Source organism: Pseudonocardia nematodicida (assembly GCF_040105385.1).
In the GTDB taxonomy this organism is placed as follows: Bacteria; Actinomycetota; Actinomycetes; order Mycobacteriales; family Pseudonocardiaceae; genus Pseudonocardia; species Pseudonocardia nematodicida.
In genome coordinates this window covers 336,548-353,482 of sequence record NZ_JBEDNQ010000002.1, presented here as the reverse complement: position 1 = coordinate 353,482, position 16,935 = coordinate 336,548, and the positions used below count along the sequence as shown (strand labels likewise).

Sequence of the window (16,935 nt, the reverse complement as noted above, 5' to 3'; positions counted from 1 at the left end):
CCGGACGGCGGCCGGCCGGTGCTCCGCGTCGTGCCGGATGCCGCCGGGGGCACCGAGGGCGACGATGCCAAGGACGACGACGGCACGTCGCTGCCGGCGCTGTACAAGGTGCGCGTGCTGCTGCCCGACGAGTCCGGCGCGCTGGCCCGGCTGACCGCCGCCGTCGCCGAGGCGGGCGGCAACATCCTCAGCCTGTCCGTGCACGGGCAGGACTCCCGCTCGGTCGTCGACGAGATGCTGGTCGGCGGGGCGGTGTCCGCGGCCAGGCTGGGCCGGGTGCTGCGCGGCGCGCTGCGGACCTCCCGGCCGGACGACGTCCGGGTCGTCGTCGCCGACCCGCACGAGCTGGTCGACGGACCGACCCGGGCCCTGGACCTGGTCACGCAGGCGCGCTCGCAGGACACCGGCGACGCCGGGGGGCTCGTGCAGGGACTGGCCGCGCTGCTGCAGGCCGACGAGGTCGGCGTCGAGCCCGCCGAGCCCGACCACGACGACACGCACGCGCTCGGCCTGCCGGCGCCGGACTCGGGCTGGCTGGTCGCCCGGCGCGGCTGGGCGGCGTTCACGGTGACCGAGCGGGCGCGCGCCGAGGCGTTCCTGCGGGCCGCGACCGCGCAGCCGGTCCGGGCCGGGTACGAGCTGCTGCTGCCCGACGGCGAGGAGCTCGTCGCCACCCCGGCCACCGGTGAGGAGGTCACCGAGCTCGACTCGCTGATCCGCACCTGCCTGGCGGGGTCGCCGGCCGCCGCGGAGGCTGCCGAGACCTGGACCGCGGCCGACCTGCGTTCGGTGCTGCGGCCGCCGGGCGGGACCTGCCTGGTCGTCCGCGGTGCCGACGGCACGCTCGTCGCCGCCGCCTCGCTGCTGGCGGCCGACGGGTTGAACCCGGCCGCCGGGATCGAGCCGGTGGTCCTGGTCCACCCGCTGCACCAGGGCCAGCGGCTCGGGCGCTGGCTGCGCCGCACGCTCGCCGCCACGGTCACCGCCTGACCGGTCGTTCCTCCCGGGGTGCCCGGCCCTGGCCGGGTGGGCCGGCGAAGGCCTGGGCCACCCCGACCCAGCGGCGGGCGAGCGGCCCGTCGACGTCGAGGTCGAGGTCGTCGGGGTGCCGGCGCCGGGTGACGAGCAGGCAGAAGTCCAGGGCGGACGCGCGCACCCGGTCGGTGGCCCCGGTCCCGCCCCACGCCCAGGTGCCGCCGTCCGGGGCGGCGAGCTCGACACGGACGTCGGCCCCGGGGTCGGCGACGCCGGTGTCCCGCAGGCTGTACGGGCGGGCCGCCACCCCCAGGTGCGCGACGTGCCGCAGGCGCTCCGACACCACCGGCGCCGCGCCCAGGGCGTCGGCGACGTCCAGCCCGTGCGCCCAGGTCTCCATGATCCGCGCCGTCACCGCGGACGCGGCGCTCATCGGCGGACCGAACCAGGGCAGCCGGGCCCGCGGATCGGTGCCGGTGAACACGGTGATCAGGTGTGCGCGGGCGGCGTCGAACCAGCCGAGGACCTCGGCTCCGCTGCGGTGCCGGTGCGCGGCGACCCGCTCGTCGATGCCGCGGTGCGGGCCGTCCGGTCCGGCGCGGAAGGACCCGGGCCCGGTGGCGGCGAGGACGGCCAGCTCGTCGACGTCGGCGAGGTGGACGAGCTGATCCGCGATCGTCCAGCCCGGCGCCGGTGTCGCCCGCCGCCAGCCGTCCTCGGACAGCGGTGCGACCAGTGCCCGCACCGCGGCCGTCTCCGCGGCCAGGTCGTCGCACAGTCCCGCCATCCGGACCGTGGCGCTCACCGCAGCACCCCCGCGTCGTGCAGCGCCGCGATCCGTTCCGGCGGGTAGCCGAGCAGCGTGCCCAGCACGGTGTCGGTGTCCTGACCGAGTACCGGAGCGGCCCGCCGGACCCCCGCGGGGCAGCTCGAGAACCGCCACCGCGGCCCCTCGACGACGACCTCGCCCAGCTCCGGGTGGGGGAGCCGGACGTGGTGGCCGAGATGGGCGAGCTGCGGATCGTGGGCGAGGTCGCGGCTCGACGCCGACACGTGCGCCGCGACCCCGGCCTCCTGCAGGGCGCGCTCGGCCTCGGCCGCGGTGCGGGCGCAGGTCCAGGCCGAGAGTGCCACGTCGAGCTCGTCGTGGCGGGACAGCCGGGCGGGCAACGTGCGCAACCCCGGATCGGTGAGGTCGGGGCGGTCGAGGAGTGCGACGAGCGACGCCCACTCGGCGTCGTCGCGGACGGCGACGGCCACGTAGCGCCGCTCGCCGTCCTCGGGCAGGCACGGGTAGACGCCGTGCGGTGCCATCCCCGGGTCGCGGTTGCCGCGTCGGCCCGGGACCTCGCCGGTACGGTCGTGGGCGACCAGCTCGGCCGAGAGGAACCAGACCCCGGCCTCCACCTGGCTGACGTCGATGTAGCGCCCGCGCCCGGTCCGTGCCCGCTCGTCGAGCACCGCCAGCAGCGCGACGAGCGAGATCCGGGGGGCGACGAAGTCGGTGTAGGGACCGAACGGCCCGAGTGGCGGCAGGTCCGGCCAACCGGTCAGGTGGACGTAGCCGGCGAGCGAGGCGCCGATGTTGCCGTACCCGGCGGTCCGCGACAGCGGCCCGGTCTGCCCCGCGATCGAGGTGCTCAGCACGACCAGTGCGGGGTTCGCCGCCCGCAGCGTGTCGGGGCCCAGCCCCCATCTGTCGAGGGTGCCGGGGGAGAAGGACTCGATGACGACGTCGGCCTGCGCGGCGAGCTCGCGCACGATCTCGCGGGCCTCCGCGGTGCCGAGGTCGAGGGAGATCCCCAGCTTGCCGGCGTTGCAGTTGCCGTAGACCACGGACCGTTCCACCCCCTCCCGGCCACCGTAGTAGGGGCCCATGGCACGGGCTGTCTCGATCCGCCCGCCCGACTCGACGCGCACCACCGTGGCGCCGCAGTCGGCCAGTGCCCGGCCGATCATCGGGCCGGCGACCACCCAGGACAGGTCGAGCACCCGCAGGCCTGCCAGTGGTCCTCCGTCGGCCGGCGCGCCGGCGGGGGCGACGGCGGACCACGGGTCCTGCCGGGGCGTGGTCCGTGGTGCCGGCCCCGCGGACCGGTTCGCGGCCGGGTCCGCGCGCCACTCCTCGCGGACGGCTCCGGTGTGCTCGCCGCACGTCGGCGCCGGCCGCAGGTGGGTGAACGCGTCCTCGCCGAGTGCCGCGAACGGACCGGGCAGCCGGATCCGGCGTTCGCCGGAGCCGAGCTCCACCCAGAACCCGCGTGCCTGCAGCTGGGGCGACGCGGCGATGTCGGTGAGGTCGTGGATGCCCGCGGCGAGCACCCGGTGGGTCACGGCCGCCGCGGCGATCTCGGCCTTCGTCCGGGTGGCGAGCCCGGCGGCCACGGCGGCGCGCACCTTCTCCACGTCGTCATCGTCGATCACGCCGTCGGACATCAACCGGGGGATCTCCCGCCAGTCCAGCGCGGCGGCCTCGTCGTCCAGCACCCCGCTCGAGTGCAGCCAGCCGACCAGGGCGTTGGCGAACCGTCCGGTGGCCGGGCCCATCCCGAGGTGCATCTCGACCATGCCGTCGCGGCAGGCCCACTTCTTGCGGCGCGGCGAGGTCGCCGAGCCGCTGCCGCTGAGATCGAGGCGTCGCGTCGAGCTGGACTGCCACATCGACACCGAGTCGTCGCCCGCGGCGTGCGACAGGCAGACCCCGATCGTGGCCAGGCCCAGCGAGGTCTGGGCGGACACCTCCACCGCCTGGCCACGTCCGGTGCCGGCCCGGTGCCGCAGGGCGAGCAGCGCTGCGGCCGCGGCGTCCGCCCCGGCGTGCAGGAACGCCTGCGACGAGCTGATCCGCACCGGCGGGCGGTCCTCGTCGCGGTGCGGGTCCAGCGGCCCGCTCGCCGCCCACACCACCAGGTCGCTGTCCCGGTACCCGGCCTTGGGCCCGTCCGCCCCGAAGGCGCTGAGGTGCACGTGGACGAGGCCGGGACGGGCGGCGAGCAGCGTCTCCGCATCCAGCCCGCGGCGACGCAGCTCCGCCGGCGGCGACGTCGTCAGCAGGACATCGCTGCGGAGCGCCAGCTCGCGCACCAGGTCCCGGCCCTGCGGGGTGTCCGGATCGGCGACGACTCCCCGCCGGCCGGCCGCGAACGCCTCCCAGTAGGCCGAACCGGCGCCGTCGACGAGCGGCGGGAACCGGCGGGCGGGGGAGCCTCCGGGCGGTTCGACGAGGACCACGTCGGCACCGAGGTCGGCGAGCAGCCGCCCGGCGGCGAGCCCCCGCTCGTCGGTCAGATCGAGTACCCGGTATCCCGCGAGCGGAGCCATCTGTCCTCCCGTGCGTCGCTACATTGCGAACGAGATTGTTAACAACATTGTTGCTCATCCGGGCCGCGGTCTCTAGCGTCGTTGTCGGTCGTCGACACAGCGAGGTGTTGCATGCGGTCGTTCCCCAGCCCTGCCGTCCGGACCAGCCCTGCCGTCCGGATCAGCGCTGCCGTCCGGGTCGCGGTCGCCTGCGTCGCCGTGGCGGTACTCGCCGCGTGTGGCCAGGTGGCCGTCGAGCCCGGGGACGCCGCTCCGGTCGACGCGCGTGACCCCTACGGCGCGCCGGCCGGCTCGGAGGGGGCACCGACCGCCGGTGGCACGCTCGTGCTGGCCATGGACCGCGACGTCGTCGGGTTCGATCCGACCGTCCAGAACTCGAACATGGTCGCCACCGCGATCTACGACTCGCTGATGCGCTTCGACGCCGACGGCGAGGTCCAGCCCTATCTCGCGGAGGGGATGGAGTCCCCGGACGGCGGCACGACCTGGCTGCTCACCCTCCGCGAGGGGGTCCGCTTCCACGACGGCACGCCGCTGGACGCGGAGGCGGTCGTCGTCAACACCCAGCGGCACATCGACGTCGGCTCGTCGCCGGCGAACCGCTTCGCCCGGCAGATCGCCGGGATGCGCGCGGTCGACCCGTTGCGCGTCGAGTTCACCCTCGCCGCGCCGCTGGGCGACTTCCCGGTGGCCTTCGCCCAGACCTTCAACTCGGGCACGCTCGGCGTGATCATCTCGCCGGCCGAGCTCGCCCGTCCCGACGCCGACGTGGCCCGCCGGCCGGTGGGCGCGGGACCGTTCCGGTTCGTGGAGTGGCGGCCCGGGACCCGGGTGGTCGTCGAGCGGAACGACGACTACTGGCAGGAGGGGCTCCCGCACCTCGACGGCCTGGAGTTCCGCCCGCTGACCGACACCGAGACCCGGCAGAGCTCGATCGCCAACGGCGACGTCGACGTGTCGTTCGCCGCCTACAACCAGGAACTCGTCCGGTCGGTCGACGACCCCGGCCTGCGGGTGTACTACGGCCCCGGGAGCGGGGGTGAGTACCTGTACTTCAACCACGACCGGGCGCCGTTCGACGACAGGCGGATGCGCGAGGCCTTCATCCGGGCGATCGACCTCGACGCGCTCGCCGTGGCGGAGTACCGCGGACACATGTCGCGGGCGGTCACGATGTTCAGCCCGGACACCCCGCACTCGAACCCCGAGGCGGCGCAGGCGTGGCCGGAGTTCGACGCGGACCGGGCCCGGGCGCTGGTCGAGGAGTACCGGGCAGAGGGTGGTGATCCGGACTTCCGCTTCGTGACCACCCAGAACCGGGTGCCGTTCGCCGAGTTCGTGCAGGCCCAGCTCGCCGCGGTCGGGGTGACGGTCGAGGTCGAGTTCTTCGACCTGGCGCAGTACTCGTCCGCGGTCGCCCAGAGCCGGGACTTCCAGCTGGCTCAGTGGGTGGGCCCGTTCGACAACCCGTACCCCGCGGTGCAGCGACTGCTGCACAGCGAGGGCAACACCAACTTCGGCAACTACGCCAACCCGCGGGTGGACGAGCTGCTCGACCTCGCCGAGTCCACCGCGGACGAGGGGGAACGGGTGCGGGCTTATCAAGACGTGGAGCTCGTTGCCGCGGAGGACCTGTCGCACATGTGGTTCAGCCGCAGCTACCTGTCGACGATCACCGATCCGGCGGTGCACGGGGTCGACCGCTACGTGACCCGTGAGATGTTCTTCGCCTCCACCTGGCTGCAGCGTTAGCGGCGGGAGACCTAGTCTCACCGGCGTGCCGGACGATCATCTTCCCGACGACTGGGCCGCCTGGCGCGGCCGCACCGACCTCGACGACTACGACGCACGCTGGGCAGCGATGGCCGAGGCCGGTCACAACCCGCACGGCGAGGCCGACCTGGTCTCGGCGCTCCTCTCCGAGCTGGACGGGGCCGGCCGCGCCGTGCTCGACGGCGGCTGCGGCACCGGGCGGGTCGGGATCGAGCTGGCCCGGCGGGGCGTCGAGGTGGTCGGTGCCGACCCGGACCCCGACATGCTCGCCGCGGCCCGGGCCAAGGCGCCCGGACTGCGCTGGGAGCTCGCCGGGCTGGAGGAGCTCGACCTGCCGGACCGGTTCGACGTCGTCGTGCTGGCGGGCAACGTGATCCCGTACGCGACCGACCGAGCCGGCGTGATCACCGGGTGCGCCCGGCACCTGCGTCCGGGAGGGCTGCTGGTCTCCGGGTTCGCGCTGCGGCCCGGCTGGCCCGCCCTCGACGACTACGACACCTGGTGCGACGTCGCCGGCCTGGTCCCGCTCCGCCGCTGGGCCACCTGGCACCGCGACCCCTACACCGGCGGCGACTACGCGGTCGTCCTGCACCGCCGGGAGTGAGCCGCCGACGGGTACGTGCGAGTAGTTCGATCTTCCGGCGACGACGCCGGTGTACCCCTCAGCAGCCGGGGCCGCCCGGAGAGAGCGGCGCGGTACCGAGCGGCTGGATGTAGGAGTCGCCGCCGGCCTGCCGGAGCGCCTCGCACGCCCGCCCGCGGTCGGTGAACGGGCCCAGGTAGACGACGTAGATCAGCTCGCCGGTCGGGGTGCGCGGCCGGAACGAGGTGCAGCTGCCCAGCGCGCGCAGGTAGTTCGAGCCGGGGTGGGAGTCGATGTGCTCCTGGACGTCCTGCGGGTAGCGGGCCGGGTCGACGCCGGCTCCGACGATCACGACGTCGGTGTTCGTGCAGGCCAGCCGGGTGACGGGGCGGTCGAGCCCGAGGTCGCCGTCGCCCTCCATCGGATCGAACGCCGGGGTGGGGGCCGTCGTCGGAGCGGGGTCGTCCTCCCCGGTGCCTGCCGGCTGCAGCGGCCCCGGGGTGTCGGGGGACGGGGTCTCGGTGATGGTCGGGACGGCGACGGTGTCCGGCCCGGTTCCCCGCGCGGGGACGACCGCCCACACGACGCCGACGAGTACGGCGGCGGCCACCGCCACCGCGCCGATCACGATGGCGAGGCCACGGCCGCGGGACGGACCTCCGGAGTGGGCCGGGGCGTACCCGGCGGAGTCGTGGTCGTTCTGCGGCAGGATCCAGGTCGGTGGGCGCTCGCCGTGTCCCGGGCCCTGGAGGGTCGGCGGGGGTGCGCCGGGTACCGATCCACCGCTGGCCGGTGCGCTGCCGGCCGGTGCGCGGACGGCTCCAGCGCCGCCCGACACCGCACCGCCGCCCGATCCGGCGCCGCTCCACGCCCCGCCGTCCGAGCCGGCGCCGCCCGGCGTCGCGGCCGGGGCGCCGGCTGCCGTTCCGCCGCCGCTGCCGTGCGCACCGTCCGCGCCGTCCCCGGGAACCCCGGACCCGCCCGCGACCGCCGTCCCGCCCGAGACGCCGGCCGCCCGGGCGGCCGCCGCGGCGAGCTCCCCGGCATGGGCGAACCGCTCGTCCGGCGACTTGGCCATCCCGCGGGCCACCACCGTGTCCCAGGCCGGGTCCAGTCCCGGCGCCAGCTCGGTGATCCGTGGCGGTGGGCTCATCAGGTGCGCCGACAGCACGACGGCGGGGTCCGAGCCCACGAACGGCGGCCGCCCGGTCAGCATCTCGACGAGTACGCAGGCCAGCGAGTAGACGTCGGCGCGGCCGTCGACCGGGCCGAGTGTGTCCGTCAGCCGCTCCGGGGCGAGGTAGCCCAGCGTGCCGACGGTCGCCCCGGTCGCGGTGAGCGCGGTGTCCGGGTCCGGGCCGACGGCGCGGGCGATGCCGAAGTCGACGAGGTAGGTGAAGTCGTCGCGCGGCTCGACGACCAGCAGGTTCGCCGGCTTCACGTCCCGGTGCACCATCCCGGCGGCGTGCGCGGCGTCCAGCGCGTGCGCGGCCTGCCGGACGATGCCTGCGGCGCGGCGCGGTGGCAGCGGGGCCTTGCGCGCCAGCAGCCGGGCCAGGTCCTCGCCGTCGATCAGCCGCATCGACAGGTACAGCCGGCCGTCGACCTCGCCGTAGCCGTGCACCGGCACGACGTGCGGGTCGCGCAGCTCGAACGCGGCGCGGGCCTCCCGGCGGAACCGCTCGACGGTGACCCGGTCGGTCGCCAGGTGCGCGGGCAGCACCTTCAGCGCGACCTCACCGCCGTGCCGGTTGTCGTAGGCGCGGAACACCACGCCCATCCCGCCCGCCCCGAGCCGCCCCCGGATCTCGAAGTCGCCGAACTCCGCACCGACCGGCAGGTCGCCCCCGCTCATGCCCCGCCCCTCCCGTGTGCCCCCTTGCGGGTGTTTCCTACCAGGCCAGGAGGACGAGCACGACGGAACGGGGCGAATCACTCACCGGGACCGCGGAGATCAGACGCGGCCGAGCAGCTCGCCGTGCGGGACGACGAACCAGCCGTCCGGGTGCGCCGTCCACTCCCGCCAGGCCGCCGAGATCGCGTCCAGTTCGGACGGTTCGGCGAGCCCGCGTTCGATCGCCATCCGGCCGACGCCGGTGTGGATCCGGTCCGCCCACATCCCGCCCCAGGCCTCGCGTGCCTCCGGCGTGGCGTAGCACCAGATCGACGCCGACGGCGTCACGTCGGTGAACCCGGCCGCGTGCGCCCAGCCGAGCAGCCGCCGTCCGGCGTCCGGCTCGGCGTCGTTGCCCCGGGCGACGGCCCGGTAGAGCTCCAGCCAGCGGTCCAGCCGCGGGTCGTGCGGCCACCAGTGGAACCCGGCGTAGTCGGCGTCGCGGACGGCGACCAGCCCGCCGGGCGCGGTGACCCGGCGCATCTCGCTCAGCGCGGCGACCGGGTCGGACAGGTGCTGCAGGACCTGGTGGGCGTGCACGACGTCCCAGCTGCCGTCCGGTTCGGACAGTGCGTAGGCGTCGTCGCTGGCGAACTCGGCGTCGACGCGGCGCTCGGCGGCCGTCGCGCGGGCCTGCTCGAGCGGTTCGTCGACGAGCTCGACACCGCGCACCCGGCCCGGTGCCACCCGGGCTGCCAGGTCGACGGTGATGCTGCCCGGCCCGCACCCGACGTCGAGCAGCGACGTACCGGGGGACAGGTGCGGGAGCAGGTAGCCGCAGGAGTTCTCGGCGGTGCGGGCGGCGTGCGAGCGGACGACGACCTCGGGGTGGCCGTGCGTGTAGGTATCGTGTGGCACGCCGATCACCCTGGCATGCGGCGGATCCGGATGGGCCCCTTGGCCGTCGACGGGTCGACGACCGCGCCCTTCTGGACGATCTCCACCCGGCCGGCGTCGACGAGCCGGCGGGCCGCCATCCGGGCGGGTTCCATCAGGTCGCGCCATCCCTCGGCGTCGACCGCGCGCGCCGCGTCGGACGGGCAGATCGTCGCGCCGGCCTTCCGGTGGTGGTCGAGCAGGTCGACGATCGCCTCCTCCAGCGCGGTGTCGACCGTGCGGACGCCGCGGCGCCGGCAGCCCGCCGAGCAGTAGCGGACGTGCTCCCAGTCGTCGGCCCACTTCCGGCGCCAGGTGATGCGCCGTCCGCAGACCGCGCAGGTCTTGTCCTCCACGCCCGTCATGGTCGTCCCCGGGCGCGTCGGCCGCCCGTCGAGTGGCACGTGCCGTGTGCGACGGCGACCGCCCCGGATACGGCTTGTGCCGCTCGGCCGTGGCTCAGCTGCGGGCGAGCACCGCGGCGTCCAGGGCGCGCCGCATCTCCTCGACCGGGCCGGGGCGCCCGGTCATCAGCTCGACCTGGGCGACGGCCTGCTGCAGCAGCATCTCCAGCCCGGAGACGATCGTCGCTCCGGCGGCGGCCGCCCCACCGGCCAGCACCGTCGGCCAGGGTGCGTAGATCGCGTCCAGCAGCACGGTGCCCGGCCGCCACCGCGCACCGGCCAGCGGGTCGGCGGCCCCGGCCGGCAGCGTGGAGACGACGACGTCCGCGCCGTCGATCAGCCGGGCCGCCGCCGTCGGGTCGTCGAGCACCTCCAGCACCTCGGGTTCGGTGCCGAGGCGGTCGGCGGTGGCGCGGAGCTCACCGGCCCGGCCGGCGTCGCGCACCAGTACCTCGACCCGGTCGACGTCCATCGCGGCCAGCGCGGCGAGGGCGGCCTGCGCCGTCCCGCCCGCCCCCAGCACGACCGCCCGGCCGGGGTGCGCCCCCGCGGCCCGCAGCGACTCGACGATGCCGGTCACGTCGGTGTTGAACGCGGTACGGCCGATCTCGGTGCACACCAGCGTGTTCCCGGCGCCGATCGCGGCGGCGACCGGGTCGACGTGGTCGGCGACGTCGAGCAGGACCCGCTTGAGCGGCATCGTCAGCGACAGCCCGGCCCACTCCGCGCCCATCGCGGCGACGAACCCGGCCAGGCCGGCCTCGTCGACGTCGAACCGGTCGTAGTGCCAGCCGTCCAGCCCGAGCGCGGTATAGGCCGCGTTGTGCAGAGTGGGGGACAGCGAGTGCGCGATCGGCGACCCGAGGACAGCGGCGCGGCGGACGGTGGAACTCACCGGCGCAGTATGCCGCCGGGGCGGGATCAGCCCGTGCTCGCGGTCCTCGGCGCGACCCCGACGTTCCGCCGGGCGCGGGTCCAGCTCCACCAGCCGTGCACGACGAGCCCGGCGAAGACCAGGTAGACCGCCGCGGAGAACCACAGCCCCGATGCCAGCTGCAGCGGCACCCCGACCGCGTCGACCAGCAGCCAGATCGCCCAGAACTCGATCAGCCGCAGGCCCTGGGCGAGGAACGCCACCGCCGTCCCGACGAAGATCGCGGCGTCCGGCCAGGGAGCCCAGGAGGCGTCCAGCGCCTCGAGCACCAGCGCCATCACGACGGTGCCGCCGACGAGCAGCCCGGCCAGCCCGAGCCGCTGGGCGAGCGTCCCGTGCCGGACGGCCAGGCCGTAGACCGGGTCACGCTGCCGCATCCACGCGATCAGGCCGAACACCGAGATGGCGAACACGACCACCTGGCGGGCGGCGAGCCCGCCCAGCTGCGCGGAGGCGTAGACGCCGAACAGCAGCGCGCACGCGGCCATCTGCACCGGCCAGGTCGCGAGGCTGCGGCGCTGCGCGAGGAACACGACGGCCAGCGCGCCGATCTGGCCGATCAGCTCGGCCCACGACACGAACTGGCCGAGCACGGTGATCCCGTGGTGCAGCAACAGGTCCACGGCCGTCCCCTTCCCGGGCGCACGGGGATACGCCCCGTGCCAGGACACAACGACCGGGCCGGTGCCGACCATCCCGACCCGCTGACGTGTGAGCAGAGCCACGGCTCCCCGGGGTGCGGGAAGCGGTAGCGGGTGCGGCAACGCGGGCCGGTGGTCCGCTCAGAGGTCGGCGCGGCGGATCTGGGCGACGGCGCGGCCGTCGACCAGTATCAGGACCGGGTCGCCGGGTCCGGCGCCGGCGTCGTCGAGGCGGGTGGCCGCGGCCACGGCGGCCTCGCCGTGGCCGACGGTCGCCGGGGGAGGCCCGGCGTGCGCCCCGACCCGGTCGGAACCGGCAAGCCCGGCGAGCGCACCGACGGCGATCGAGCCCAGGACGTCGGGCGCCGACCAGGTCGTCGCGTCGGTGACCCGCGGCTGCACGACCGGTAGGACGGCGGGTGCCACGCGGCCGGACAGCGCGGACCGCAGCTCGTCCACGGTGGACGTCGCGGGTGCGACCAGCAGCCCGGGGCGGTAGCCGGCGATCACGTCCCGGACGAGCGGGGCGGCCGGGGAGTCGAGGAAGCCGAGGGTGGTGAGCCAGGCGTCGTCGAAGTACTTCGACAGGTAGATCCGGCCGGAGTCCGGCAGCACCGCGACGACCAGCCCGTCCGGCCCCGCCCGCTCCGAGACCCGCAGCGCGGCGGCGACGGCGGTCCCGGCCGAGCCGCCGACCAGCAGGCCCTCCTCGCGGGCCAGCCGGCGGACGGTGCGCAACGACTCGCCGTCGCCGATCCGCTCGGTGCGGTCGGCGACCGAGGTGTCGTAGACGGCCGGCCAGGTGTCGGTGCCGGTCAGTGGGTGCAGGTAGTGCCCGACGGCCTCGACGTAGTACGGGCTGCCGTCCCCGCCGCCGTAGCGCGACGTCCACGGGTCGGCGGCGACGATCTGCACGCCGTGCGGGGCCAGGAACCGGCCCGCCCCGGTCAGCGTCCCGCCGGTGCCCGCCCCGGCGACGAGGTGGGTGATCCGACCGCCGGTCTGGGCCCAGATCTCCGGGCCGGTGGTGCGCTCGTGCACGCCGGGGTTGGCCGGGTTGCCGTACTGGTCGGCGAGCCAGCCACCCGGGGTCTCGTCGGCGATCCGCGCGGCGAGCTGCTGGACGTGCCGCGGGACCAGCCCGGGGGTGGTGACGACCTCGGCGCCGTAGGCCCGCAGCAGCGCGATCTTCTCCGGCGTGGTGCGCTCCGGCACGACGAACACCGACCGGTACCCACGCGCGGCGGCCACCATCGCCAGCCCGATCCCGGTGTTGCCCGAGGTGCCCTCGACGACCGTCCCGCCGGGACGCAGCGCGCCCGATGCCTCGGCGCCCTCCACCATCGCCAGCGCCGCGCGGTCCTTCACCGAGCCGCCGGGGTTGCTCCACTCGGTCTTGACCCAGACCGGCGCGCCGCCGTCGGGGACGATCCGGCGCAGCCGCACCAGCGGCGTCGCCCCCACCGCGTCGAGCACCGAGTCGTGCACCGGTCCAGTCCGCTCCGACCCGTGCTCACACCCCATGACGATGATGATGCCCGGACGGGTGGGAGGCTGCCGGGGTGAGCGGAACGGTGCTGGTCCTGGGCGGCCGGAGCGAGATCGGGGTGGCGGTCGCCGAACGGCTGGCGGGCCGCGAGGCCGGGACGGTCGTGCTGGCCGCCCGCCGCGCCGGTGAGCTGGCGGAGGAGAGCGGCCGGGTCCGTGCCGCCGGCGCGACCGAGGTCGACACCGCCGAGTTCGACGCCGACGACCTCTCCTCGCACCGCCCGCTGCTCGACGACGTCGTGGCCCGGCACGGCCGGATCGACGTCGCGGTCGTCGCGTTCGGGATCCTCGGCGACCAGGCCCGCGCCGAGACCGACGCCGCGCACGCCGCCGCGATCGTGCACACCGACTACCTCGCCCAGGTGCACCTGCTCACCGAGCTCGCGCAGGTGCTGCGGGCGCAGGGGAGCGGGACCCTGGTCGTCTACTCCTCGGTCGCCGGGGTCCGCGTGCGGCGGGCGAACTACGTCTACGGCAGCGCGAAGGCCGGCCTCGACGGCTTCGCGTCGGGGCTCGCCGACGCGCTGCACGGCAGCGGGGTGCGGCTGGTGCTGATCCGGCCCGGGTTCGTGATCGGCCGGATGACCGAGGGGATGAGCCCGGCGCCGCTGTCGTCGACGCCGGAGCAGGTCGCCGATGCCACCGTCCGCGCGGTCCGGCGGGGCGGGGGCAACGCCGACGTCTGGGTGCCGGGCACACTGCGGCTGCTATTCGCGGTGCTGCAGCTGCTGCCGCGGCCCGTGTGGCGGCGGATGCCGCGCTGACGGGCGGCCGGATCGGGCCCGGCGCCCGCCCCACGGACGGCGGACTTCCCACCCTGTGATCGGGCTCATATGGTCGGGTGCGCATCCCACGAGACGACGACGTCGAGGAGAGATCTGGCGATGGCGCACACCCGCGGAGCCGTGGTCCGGAGCGTTCCGGGCAAGTACGAGGTCGTGGACCTGGAGGTGGACGACCCGCGTCCCGGCGAGGTCGAGGTGAAGATGGTCGCGTCGGGGCTGTGTCACTCCGACGACCACATCGCCACCGGGGACATCCCGGTCGGCATGTACCCGTTCGCCGGCGGCCACGAGGGGTCCGGGATCGTCACCCGGGCCGGTGCCAACAACAAGGGACTGAAGGAGGGCGACCACGTCGTCTTCTCGTTCCTGCCCTCCTGCGGGCACTGCCGCTGGTGCGCCAGCGGCATGCAGAACCTCTGCGACCTGGGCGCGGGTCTGCTGTCCGGCAAGCGGTGGAACGAGGACAGCACCCGCATCCGGATGGCCGACGACGGCACCCCGGTCGGCCAGATGTGCGGCATCTCGACGTTCCTGGAGACCACGCTGGTCTCCGAGGACTCGTGCGTGAAGGTGCCCGACGACATCCCGCTCGAGGTCGCCTGCCTGGTCGGCTGCGGCGTCGGCACCGGCTGGGGCTCCGCGGTGAACGCCGGCCAGGTGGCGCCCGGGGACACCACGATCGTCATGGGCATCGGCGGGATCGGGATCAACGCCGTGCAGGGCGCCAAGCACGCCGGCGCGGCGAACATCATCGCCGTCGACCCGGTGGCGCTGAAGCGCGACTCCGCCATGCAGCTCGGCGCCACGCACGCCGTCGAGACCATCGAGGAGGCCACCGAGCTGGCCAAGGAGTTCACCAACGGGCAGGGCGCCGACCAGACCATCGTGACCGTCGGGATCATCAAGCCCGACCACATCGGCCAGGCGATGGCCTCGATCCGCAAGGCCGGCACGGTCGTCGTGACCGCCCTCGGCGACATCAACGACACCACCGCGCTGCCGATCTCGATGGCGGACATCACGCTCATGCAGAAGCGGATCCAGGGCGCGATGTTCGGGATGTCCAACCCCAACTGGGACATCCTGCGCCAGCTGCAGCTCTACCGCTCCGGGGCGCTCAAGCTCGACGAGCTGGTCACCGCCACCTACACCCTCGACCAGGTCGCCGCGGCCTACGAGGACATGCACGCGGGCAAGAACGTCCGCGGCGTCGTCCGTTTCTGACGGCCGGCGGGTGATGCGGCGGGCTCCACGACCGGGGCCCGCCGCCTACCCTCCCCGGTGTGGACGACGATCTCCTGCTGCTCGACGGGCACAACGACCTGCCGTGGGCGCTGCGCGAGCTGCCCGCCCCGGCGCCCGACCTGACCGCGGGCGACTCCCGCCTGCACACCGACCTGCCCCGGCTGCGCGCCGGTCGGGTCGGAGCCCAGTTCTGGTCGGTGTACGTGCCCGGCTCGTTCGCCTTCCACGAGGCGGTGACCGCCGTTCTGGAGCAGATCGACCGGGTGTACGAGCTGGTCGCCGCGCACCCGGGGGATCTGGCCTTCGCCGGGTCGGCCGACGAGGTGGAGGCGGTGCACGCGAGCGGCCGGATCGCGTCGCTGATGGGGGCCGAGGGCGGGCACTGCATCGCGAACTCGCTCGGCGTGCTGCGCATGCTGCGAGAGCTCGGGGTCCGCTACCTGACCCTGACCCACAACCTGAACAACGATTGGGCCGACTCGGCGACCGACGAGCCCCGGCACGGCGGGCTGTCGGACTTCGGCCGCGAGGTCGTCGCCGAGATGAACCGGATCGGCATGATCGTCGACCTGTCGCACGTCGCGGCGTCCACGATGCGCGACGCGCTGGCGACGACGACGGCACCGCTGCTGTTCACCCACTCCGGCGCCCGCGCCGTCACCGACCACCCGCGCAACGTGCCCGCCGACGTGCTGGAGACGCTGCCCGCCAACGGCGGGGTGTGCATGGCGACGTTCGTGCCGCGGTTCGTCTCGGCCGCCTCCGTCGCCTGGGACACCGAGCTGCAGGCCGCGATGAGTGCGGCCGGGCAGGACCACCGCGACCTCGCCGTGCGGAACCGGTTCGCCGCCGGCTGGGACGGGCGGCCGGAACCGCGGGCGACCCTGGACGACGTCGTCGCGCACGTCGAGCACCTGCGCGAGGCCGCCGGGATCGACCATGTCGGGATCGGCGGCGACTTCGACGGCACCGCGGAGCTGCCCGAGGGACTCGACGACGTCGCCGCCTACCCGCGGCTGTTCGACGCGCTGTCCGACCGCGGCTGGTCCCGCGACGACCTGGCCAAGCTCGCCGGCCGCAACGCGCTGCGCGTGCTGCGCGCCGCCGACGCGCCCTGACCCGCGCCCGGGGTCAGGAACGGGCGGTGGCGTGCGGGTCCGAGCCGTTGAGCATCGCGACGGTCCGGGCGTACTCGCCGCGGACCTCGGAGAGGCGCAGCGGCTTCACCCGCTCGACCTGGATCTCCGGGGCGTCCGGCGCGTTCTTCAGCAGCGCCATCACCTCGGCGACGAACTCGTCGAGCGGCATCGCCGTCTCGTTGGTCTCGTGGCCGGGCATCAGCGGGGTCTGCACCGCCGGTGGGACGAGCTCGCGCAGCGTGACCGAGGTGTCGGCCAGCTGCAGGCGCAGCGACTCGGTCAGCATGTGGATCGCGGCCTTGGAGGCGTTGTAGCTCGGCGTGGCCGCGAGCGGAGTGAAGGCCAGCCCCGACGAGACAGTCATGATCATCGACTCGGGACGCGAGCGCAGGTGCTCGACCAGCTCGCCGATCAACCGGATCGGGCCGAGCACGTTGGTGGTCACGACCAGCTCGGCGGAGTCGAGGAAACCCTCCGGGGAGTGCCAGTCCTCGGCCTGCATGATCCCCGCCATCGCGACGAGGACGTCCAGGTCGGGGTGCCGCCTCAGCACCTCGGCGACGGCCGTGCGGATGTTCGACGGGTCGGTGGTGTCGATCTCGACGGCGTCCAGGCCCGGGTGCTCGGCGACGAGCTGGTCCAGTCGCTCGCGGCGGCGCCCGCCGACGATCACGGTGTTGCCGCGGTCGCGCAACGCCAGCGCGAGCGCCAGTCCGATGCCGCTGGTGGATCCGGGGATGAAGACGGTGCGTCCGGTGATCTGCATGGTTCCACGCTCGCCCGGCCGGCGCCGTCGTGGCAGAGGCCGGACATCGGG

General features: G+C 75.0%; 15 protein-coding genes. 6 read left to right on the top strand and 9 right to left on the bottom strand.

All coding sequences use genetic code 11. The features are described 5' to 3' along the window. Positions 1–18 precede the first annotated feature (18 nt). The gene (locus WIS52_RS31830; RefSeq protein ID WP_459077132.1) at positions 19–990 is read left to right on the top strand and encodes an ACT domain-containing protein; all 972 of its coding nucleotides are present in this window, start codon (positions 19–21) and stop codon (positions 988–990) included. Here WIS52_RS31830 and WIS52_RS05950 read toward each other — a convergent pair. Both WIS52_RS05950 and WIS52_RS05945 read right to left on the bottom strand, forming a co-directional pair. Next, positions 980–1,780, bottom strand: a complete 801-nt coding sequence (locus WIS52_RS05950; protein WP_349297095.1) for a TIGR03084 family metal-binding protein — start codon at positions 1,778–1,780, stop codon at positions 980–982. The genes WIS52_RS31830 and WIS52_RS05950 overlap by 11 nt on opposite strands. Beyond that, positions 1,777–4,296 carry a CaiB/BaiF CoA-transferase family protein gene (locus WIS52_RS05945; protein ID WP_349297094.1) on the bottom strand — a complete coding sequence of 840 codons (2,520 nt, stop codon included), beginning with the start codon at positions 4,294–4,296 and terminating at the stop codon, positions 1,777–1,779. Before WIS52_RS05945 ends, WIS52_RS05950 begins: the two co-directional genes overlap by 4 nt. 111 nt (positions 4,297–4,407) lie before the next feature. On the opposite strand from WIS52_RS05945, the gene WIS52_RS05940 reads away from it, so the two are divergent. Further along, positions 4,408–6,048: an ABC transporter substrate-binding protein gene (locus tag WIS52_RS05940; RefSeq protein ID WP_349297093.1), complete on the top strand. Its 1,641-nt coding sequence runs from the start codon at positions 4,408–4,410 to the stop codon at positions 6,046–6,048. A gap of 25 nt (positions 6,049–6,073) precedes the next feature. After that, positions 6,074–6,673, top strand: coding sequence for a class I SAM-dependent methyltransferase (locus WIS52_RS05935; RefSeq protein ID WP_349297092.1), 600 nt, complete (start codon positions 6,074–6,076; stop codon positions 6,671–6,673). Between the two features lie 58 nt (positions 6,674–6,731). Here the strand turns inward: WIS52_RS05935 and WIS52_RS05930 are convergent, their stop codons facing one another. From WIS52_RS05930 to WIS52_RS05905, 6 genes are all read right to left on the bottom strand, one after another. Next, on the bottom strand, positions 6,732–8,507 hold the full coding sequence (locus tag WIS52_RS05930) for a serine/threonine-protein kinase (RefSeq protein ID WP_349297091.1): 1,776 nt from the start codon (positions 8,505–8,507) through the stop codon (positions 6,732–6,734). A gap of 99 nt (positions 8,508–8,606) precedes the next feature. After that, on the bottom strand, positions 8,607–9,404 hold the full coding sequence (locus WIS52_RS05925) for a methyltransferase domain-containing protein (RefSeq protein ID WP_349297090.1): 798 nt from the start codon (positions 9,402–9,404) through the stop codon (positions 8,607–8,609). Between the two features lie 5 nt (positions 9,405–9,409). Then, positions 9,410–9,787, bottom strand: a complete 378-nt coding sequence (locus WIS52_RS05920) for a DUF3253 domain-containing protein (protein WP_379611481.1) — start codon at positions 9,785–9,787, stop codon at positions 9,410–9,412. A 94-nt stretch (positions 9,788–9,881) separates the two neighbouring features. Next, the gene (locus WIS52_RS05915; RefSeq protein ID WP_349297088.1) at positions 9,882–10,721 is read right to left on the bottom strand and encodes a shikimate dehydrogenase; all 840 of its coding nucleotides are present in this window, start codon (positions 10,719–10,721) and stop codon (positions 9,882–9,884) included. Positions 10,722–10,747: 26 nt separating this feature from the next. Then, on the bottom strand, positions 10,748–11,383 hold the full coding sequence (locus tag WIS52_RS05910; RefSeq protein WP_349297371.1) for a nicotinamide mononucleotide transporter family protein: 636 nt from the start codon (positions 11,381–11,383) through the stop codon (positions 10,748–10,750). A gap of 159 nt (positions 11,384–11,542) precedes the next feature. Further along, on the bottom strand, positions 11,543–12,925 hold the full coding sequence (locus WIS52_RS05905; RefSeq protein ID WP_349297087.1) for a PLP-dependent cysteine synthase family protein: 1,383 nt from the start codon (positions 12,923–12,925) through the stop codon (positions 11,543–11,545). Between the two features lie 38 nt (positions 12,926–12,963). Between WIS52_RS05905 and WIS52_RS05900 the strand changes: the two genes are divergently transcribed. The 3 genes from WIS52_RS05900 to WIS52_RS05890 all read left to right on the top strand — a co-directional run bounded on the left by WIS52_RS05900 (position 12,964) and on the right by WIS52_RS05890 (position 16,097). After that, a complete protein-coding gene (locus tag WIS52_RS05900; RefSeq protein ID WP_349297086.1) occupies positions 12,964–13,713 on the top strand; it encodes an SDR family NAD(P)-dependent oxidoreductase in 750 nt (249 codons plus the stop codon). 120 nt (positions 13,714–13,833) lie between these two features. Beyond that, complete coding sequence (locus tag WIS52_RS05895; RefSeq protein WP_349297085.1) at positions 13,834–14,958, top strand: NDMA-dependent alcohol dehydrogenase; 1,125 nt, start codon at positions 13,834–13,836, stop codon at positions 14,956–14,958. A 59-nt stretch (positions 14,959–15,017) separates the two neighbouring features. Then, positions 15,018–16,097 carry a dipeptidase gene (locus WIS52_RS05890; RefSeq protein WP_349297084.1) on the top strand — a complete coding sequence of 360 codons (1,080 nt, stop codon included), beginning with the start codon at positions 15,018–15,020 and terminating at the stop codon, positions 16,095–16,097. Between the two features lie 13 nt (positions 16,098–16,110). On the opposite strand, the gene WIS52_RS05885 is transcribed toward WIS52_RS05890, so the two are convergent. Beyond that, on the bottom strand, positions 16,111–16,884 hold the full coding sequence (locus WIS52_RS05885; RefSeq protein ID WP_349297083.1) for an SDR family oxidoreductase: 774 nt from the start codon (positions 16,882–16,884) through the stop codon (positions 16,111–16,113). Between the last annotated feature and the right edge of the window lie 51 nt (positions 16,885–16,935).

Coding starts and splice junctions, on each gene's coding strand:
- WIS52_RS05940 (WP_349297093.1), top strand. CDS start 4,408: ATGCGGTCGTTCCCCAGCCCTGCCGTCCGGACCAGCCCTGCCGTCCGG.
- WIS52_RS05885 (WP_349297083.1), bottom strand. CDS start 16,884: ATGCAGATCACCGGACGCACCGTCTTCATCCCCGGATCCACCAGCGGC.
- WIS52_RS05930 (WP_349297091.1), bottom strand. CDS start 8,507: ATGAGCGGGGGCGACCTGCCGGTCGGTGCGGAGTTCGGCGACTTCGAG.
- WIS52_RS05920 (WP_379611481.1), bottom strand. CDS start 9,787: ATGACGGGCGTGGAGGACAAGACCTGCGCGGTCTGCGGACGGCGCATC.
- WIS52_RS05895 (WP_349297085.1), top strand. CDS start 13,834: ATGGCGCACACCCGCGGAGCCGTGGTCCGGAGCGTTCCGGGCAAGTAC.
- WIS52_RS05945 (WP_349297094.1), bottom strand. CDS start 4,296: ATGGCTCCGCTCGCGGGATACCGGGTACTCGATCTGACCGACGAGCGG.
- WIS52_RS05905 (WP_349297087.1), bottom strand. CDS start 12,925: ATGGGGTGTGAGCACGGGTCGGAGCGGACTGGACCGGTGCACGACTCG.